This is a genomic window from Pantoea sp. CTOTU46764, assembly GCF_031974595.1.
GTDB classification, from domain to species: Bacteria; Pseudomonadota; Gammaproteobacteria; order Enterobacterales; family Enterobacteriaceae; genus Pantoea; species Pantoea trifolii.
On sequence record NZ_DALYOQ010000005.1, the window covers coordinates 1 to 6,227 of the forward strand.

A 6,227-nucleotide genomic window follows, 5' to 3' on the forward strand; every position below is an offset into this window, starting at 1 on the left:
GTGGGGTCTCCCCATGCGAGAGTAGGGAACTGCCAGGCATCAATTAAGTGAAGAATCCCCGAACGAAAGTTCGGGGATTTTTTACGTCTGTACATAGCGGATTAAAGCCAGTAGTTAACTGAATTTGCATGAAAAAAGCAAAAAATTGCACTGAAAACTCCCTGCCAGTCACATTTTGTAATCCAGGAGTAGAGACAATTCCCGCAACCAGTTAATAGATGCTTTACTGAATCCTTTGGCGTTAATTCTTCGCAAGGAAAAGAGGTAAGCATGACTGACTCACAACAACAAAAAGTGGCACGATCTGAAACGGTAGCCGACAGTAAAAAGCGCATCTGGGCGATTGTTGGCGCTTCTTCCGGCAATCTGGTCGAATGGTTCGATTTCTACGTCTACTCCTTCTTCTCACTCTATTTTGCCCACGTTTTCTTCCCAAGCGGTGATACCACCACTCAATTGCTGCAAACTGCTGGCGTTTTTGCCGCTGGTTTTCTAATGCGTCCGATCGGTGGATGGCTATTTGGCTACATCGCAGATCGTCACGGCCGTAAAGCCTCAATGCTGATTTCAGTGTGCATGATGTGTCTGGGATCATTAGTAATCGCTTGCCTACCTGGCTACGGCGAAATAGGGCTGGCCGCACCCGTGATTCTATTGCTGGCGCGTATGTTTCAGGGATTATCGGTTGGTGGGGAATACGGTACCAGCGCCACTTATATGAGCGAAGTAGCACTGGAAGGACGAAAAGGATTTTATGCCTCATTCCAGTATGTGACGCTCATTGGCGGCCAACTATTGGCGGTGCTGACCGTCGTCGTTTTGCAACAAATTCTTAGCGATGAAGAACTACGTAGTTGGGGCTGGCGTATCCCGTTCTTCCTCGGTGCGGCGCTGGCTATCGTGGCATTGTGGTTGCGTCGTTCGCTCAACGAAACCTCAGAGAAAAAACATCGCGAACACCGTGATGCCGGCAGTATTACGGGATTATTGCGCAATCACCCCCGTGCGTTTCTGATGGTGCTGGGCTTCACCGCAGGCGGTTCGCTGAGCTTCTATACCTTTACGACCTACATGCAAAAATATCTGGTGAACACCGCCGGGATGGATGCGCGCAGTGCCAGTGGATTAATGACCGGTTGCTTGTTGGTGTTTATGTTGATTCAGCCAATTGTTGGCGCATTGTCAGATAAAATCGGTCGTCGCGCCTCAATGATGATTTTCGGTGCCGGGGCGGCAATCTGCACGGTTCCAATTCTAATGCTGCTGCAAAATGTGCAGAGCAGTTGGCTGGCATTCGCACTGATCATGTTGGCGCTGATCATCACCAGTTTCTACACCGCGATCAGTGGCATCCTGAAAGCAGAGATGTTCCCGCCAGAAGTTCGTGCGCTGGGCGTTGGTCTTTCCTATGCGGTGGCGAATGCTATTTTTGGTGGTTCGGCAGAATACGTAGCCTTGCTGCTGAAAAGGGAAGGCATTGAAACCAGCTTCTTCTGGTATGTTTCGGCGATGGGCGCTTTAGCATTCCTGGTATCGCTAATGCTGCATCGCAAAGGGAAGGGGATTGCGCTGTAGTTAGTGACTGAGATTCCACAGCGCGATGCCGCTGGCGGCACCGGCGACATCCCAGCTAAGATCTTTCCAACTCCAGCCGCTCCCTGCTGAGCGGCTGTCATATAACTCTTTCCCCACACCAAAACTCAACGAAAACAGAAAGCCGAAACGCAAATTCTGCTCGCGGCTGTGATTTTGATGCTGAGAAATTTGGCTACCTGCGGCAGCCAGCACAGCGGAAGAGAAGTAGTGTTGTGCTTTATCTTTGCCGGTCCAGTTATCCTGGGCGACATGCGCACATCCACTACACAGCAAAACCACGCAGAGGATGAGCGCACGCATCGGCTAAAGCAGACGGCTAATCAAACGATCGATGCGGATACGGCGCAGGCGACGAATCAGCTTGCGCACCTTCGCTGGATAATCGGAGATACTTTCCAGCTCGCGGAAATGCTGCACCACGGAAGTATGCTCACGAATCAGCGCCAGCTCTTTTTCACGCTGTTCGGCCAATTGATTCAGCGGATCGTGAATCAGCACCGCATTCTCCAGATCCAGTCGCCACGCGCGTGGATTGAGGTTGTTACCGGTGATCATCATCCATTCGTCATCCACCCAAATGCCTTTCAGGTGATAACTGTTCTCGCCATCTTTCCACAAGCGCACCGTCAGCTGACCGTTATTGACGTAATACTGCAAACGGCTAAGGAAGCGACGCAGGTTGATCTCATAAAGATAAGGCAGCGCGCCGATAATCTTAAACGGCTGTTCTGGCGGGATGTAGAAGTCATTAGCCGTTTTGTCACCAATAATGATCTCAACCTCTTTACCCTGACGCAGTAAATGAATCAGGTTACGTACCAGAATAGCGGGCAGGTTGAAATAGGGCGTGCACAACGTCAGCTTGCGCTCGGCGCAAGGCATCAAATGGAAAATGGTTTTATTCAGCAGGCTGCGTTTGCCCAAGCCAACCAGCGGCGTGACGGCAAGTGATTCATTATCTGCATTGCCGGTAAACTGATAGTTAAAGCTGCGCAGTTCCTGACGGAACTGACGCGTTTCATTCTTAATTTCCGGACTGGAAGGACGCTCAGTTTTATCGAGGCGGTTAACCGCATCGGATTCCTTGAGATTTTCGCAGATCCACGCATACATAGTATCGGTAAGCTGTGGATTGCGGATCAACTGATAGCGGTCATAGCGGTATTTGTCATGCTGATGCAAATAGACATCGTTCAGGCTCGCGCCGCTATAGAGCAGCGTATCATCAATGATAAATCCTTTGAGATGCAGCACGCCGAGCGCTTCACGGGTGTTAACCGGAATGCCGTAAACCGGAATAGCGATATTCGGATGCTGAGCCGCCATTTCGCAGTACCAGTCAGCATTGGTCACGCCGCGGGCGGCGCCAATACGACCACGCTGCGCACGATGCCAGTCAACCAGAATACAGACATCCAGCTCCGGACGTGCCTGGCGCGCTGCGTACAGCGCCTGCATAATTCCCCGCCCGCCGTCATCATTCTCCAGATACAGCGCGGTGATACAGATACGCTTTTCTGCTGCGGCAATTTTCGTCAGCAGGGTTTCGCGAAACTCGGCAGGCGAGTAAAGCGTCGTCAGATCCGACACGGATTGTGACAGTTTAGGCAGCTGTGCGAGGTGTTGTTGGTGTTTATTACGTTTAAATTTAGACAACATCACAGTGCACTTCTTCTCTGTTCATTGCATGGCCTTTTGCCATCAAATCATGATCCTAACGGTAAATAATACCATCAACCGGCCTGCAGAGGAGGACTTTTACCTTTCTGTACAGGTTAGCTGATGACATCACCGAGCGGCAAATTCAGGCTGACAATGCCATCATCCAGTTGAATATTCACGCGAAAATTGAGTTTTCGCGCCAGCGTAATCATGCCGCTATTGTTTGGCATGGTGATACCGTTCAATTGTTGCAGGCCATGATCGCGCGTATAGCGAATCATCTTCTCCAGCAAGCGCCTGCCCATGCCCAAGCCTTTCAGGTCGGATCGCACCAGCACCGAGAATTCAGCATCGATATTATCGGCATCGGAGATCGCGCGCGTTACGCCAATGATCTCGTCGACGCCGTTGTGTTGGCGTACGGCGACAATCGCCATTTCGCGGTCATAATCGATTTGCGTCATATTCGCCAAATCTTCATGGGTAAACTCATTGATTTCACTGAAGTAACGATAGTAGAGATCTTCTTTAGTTACCTGAGCAATAAACGCGCGCAGTTGTGGTTCATCTTCCGGCAGGATGGGGCGGAACAGGCAATATTGCCCATCTTTCAGCTGCACCTGCTCTTCAAGATGATGCGGATAAGGACGAATCGCCAGCCGCGTTTCGTTATCACCGTTGAAAGGCGCCAACTGCAGCGTGACATCCAGCAGCGTGAATTCATCGGCCGATGCCAGCAGCGGATGAATATCCAGCCGCTGAATTTCGGGACAATCGACCACCAGGTTGGAAACCTGCACTAACAGCTGGCTAAGCCCGGTAATATCCAGCGGTCGCAACGCGCTGCGGCTGCGGACTTTGCCGCTTTTCATCGCTTGAATCACCAGATAACGCGCCAGCGTCATATTCAGCGGCGGCAAAGCCACGGCGGCTTGCTTGTCGGGCTGCCACTCCACGCCGCCTTCACCCAGCATGATAATCGGGCCAAACAGCGGATCCTGTTCGACCACCACGCGTAACTCCTGTGCCCCGGCGCGGTTCGCCATACTCTGCACCAGCAGGCCATCAATATGCGCCTGCGGATGAGTTTCACGCACGCGCTCGAAAATGGCTTCAGCTGCTTGTTTTACTTCTGCAGCGCGGCGTAGATAGAGCATTACGCCTTGTACCTCGGACTTATGCGGAATGTCCGGCGAACGCAGCTTGAGCGCGACCGGATAACCAATCTGATCGGCAATGCTGGCAGCCGCGGCGCTGTCGCTGGCAATCCAGGTGGGCAGCGTCGCCAGGCCGTAAGCCTGCAACACCGGCTGCACTTCATGGGTATCCAGCGTGGTGATGCCTTTATCCAGCGCCTCTTGAATCAGCTGATGTGCCTGCGCGCTGTTCTGCGTCAAACCGATCGGCAGCGCGGGCGTTTCACGCAGTTGCTTCTGGTTGCGGCGATATTCCACCTGATGCATGAAGGCGGTGACGGTGCCTTCCGGCGTGCGCCAGGTGGGAATGCCGGCTTGAGTAAAAGCACGCCGCGCGGCCTGCGAGGAGTATTCGCCGCACCAGTTAGTCAGCAGCGTGACCTGCTTGCCGCGCGGATGTTTGGCAACCGCAGCGATAATCTGCTCGGCGGTTTCGCTGGATGGCGATACGGCGCTTGGCGCATGAATGATCATCAGTGCATCGAGTTCATGGCTATCCAGCAGCCGTTCAATACAGGCAACATAGCGCGCGGGTGTCGCGTCATCTTTCAAATCGAGTGGATTGCCGCGCCCAACGCCTTCCGGCAGCAGTGCGGCCAGCGCTTGCAACGTTTCATTACTCAATGTCGCCAGCTTACCGTTGCGGGCATACAATTCATCCAATGCCAGCGCCGCCGGAGCCGCGCCATTGCTGATGATCATCAGGCGATCGCCGCGCAGTGGACGCATATGGCTCAGCGACTCAACCGCCGTAAATAGCTCGTGCGTATCCTGCACGCGCAGCAAACCGGCGCGCTGAATCGCCGCATCCCAGGCAGCATCCAGTCCGCTGTGAGTGCCGAGCATCGCCTGCGCCTGATGGCTGCGACCACTTTTTATCACCAGAATCGGTTTGTTGCGTGAGGCGCTGCGCGAAGCGGAAACAAAGCGACGCGCATCGCTGAGGTGTTCGAGGTAGAGCAGAATGGCGCTGGTTTTGCCGTCGCGCGCGAGGAAATCCAGTAGATCATCAACGTCGATATCCAGGCTATCCCCTAAGGCGATAAACCAGGAAAAACCGAGGTTACGCTGCTGCGCCCAATCGAGAATAGTGTTAGAGACCGCAGCGGATTGCGAAATAAAAGCAATGCGACCTTTAGCAATCGGCACCGGCGAGAAGCTGGCATTCAACCCTTGCCACGGTGCCAGCAAACCTAAGCTGTTGGGCCCAAGCAGGCGAATTTGCCATTGGCTCGCACAGGCTTTCAGTTCTTCCAACTGGCTGGACGGCGCCGAGAGAATAATGCAGGCCTTACAGCCTTTTTCACCCAGTTGTTGCAGCAGCTCGAGATTACGTTTGGCGTGGGTACAGATGATGGCGAGATCGGGTGCGAAGGGCAGGCTGGCGATATCGGGCCACGCTAGCACGCCGCTCACCGCCTTATACTTAGGCGTTACCGGCAATACCGGACCACTAAATCCACCGGCCAGCAAGTTACGCATCATAAAGTAGCCGGCGCGGCCCGGTGTGATTGATGCACCGATTACCGCGATTGATTTAGGTCGTAACAGCGCTTCCAGTCCGCGTTGGCTCATCATCCGCTCCTGCTATCAAGATTGGCATGATTGTAAACGCTTTTTACCGCGCTTGCCGATTCGCCGATCGCAGGCTGAGAACCAGCTTCAGATTCCGCTACTCAATGCTTCTTCCAGAGCATGAATCGGATGATGCGGTTTCCCCGCCAGATAAGCATGACGGAAGCGGGCGAAATAGTGCTGTAACTCGGCGGCGGC

Annotated in this window: 4 protein-coding genes and 1 pseudogene; 1 reads left to right on the forward strand and 4 read right to left on the reverse strand. The window is 53.4% G+C overall.

Annotation, left to right across the window (positions count from 1 at the left end; translation table 11 throughout):
• Positions 1 to 270 precede the first annotated feature (270 nt).
• Positions 271 to 1,575 (forward strand): MFS family transporter, encoded by a 1,305-nt coding sequence (locus tag RTM06_RS03185; RefSeq protein WP_256697194.1) that lies wholly within the window; start codon positions 271 to 273, stop codon positions 1,573 to 1,575.
• Here the strand turns inward: RTM06_RS03185 and RTM06_RS03190 are convergent, their stop codons facing one another.
• The 4 genes and pseudogenes from RTM06_RS03190 to RTM06_RS03210 all read right to left on the reverse strand — a co-directional run.
• Positions 1,576 to 1,896 (reverse strand): YfiM family lipoprotein, encoded by a 321-nt coding sequence (locus RTM06_RS03190; protein ID WP_312179897.1) that lies wholly within the window; start codon positions 1,894 to 1,896, stop codon positions 1,576 to 1,578.
• Positions 1,897 to 1,899: 3 nt separating this feature from the next.
• Positions 1,900 to 3,255 (reverse strand): CDP-diacylglycerol--serine O-phosphatidyltransferase, encoded by a 1,356-nt coding sequence (gene pssA, locus RTM06_RS03195; RefSeq protein WP_312180024.1) that lies wholly within the window; start codon positions 3,253 to 3,255, stop codon positions 1,900 to 1,902.
• A 116-nt stretch (positions 3,256 to 3,371) separates the two neighbouring features.
• Positions 3,372 to 6,029, reverse strand: coding sequence for a bifunctional acetate--CoA ligase family protein/GNAT family N-acetyltransferase (locus RTM06_RS03205; RefSeq protein ID WP_312179899.1), 2,658 nt, complete (start codon positions 6,027 to 6,029; stop codon positions 3,372 to 3,374).
• An 87-nt stretch (positions 6,030 to 6,116) separates the two neighbouring features.
• Positions 6,117 to 6,227: pseudogene (locus RTM06_RS03210) on the reverse strand (DTW domain-containing protein); the annotation flags it as partial.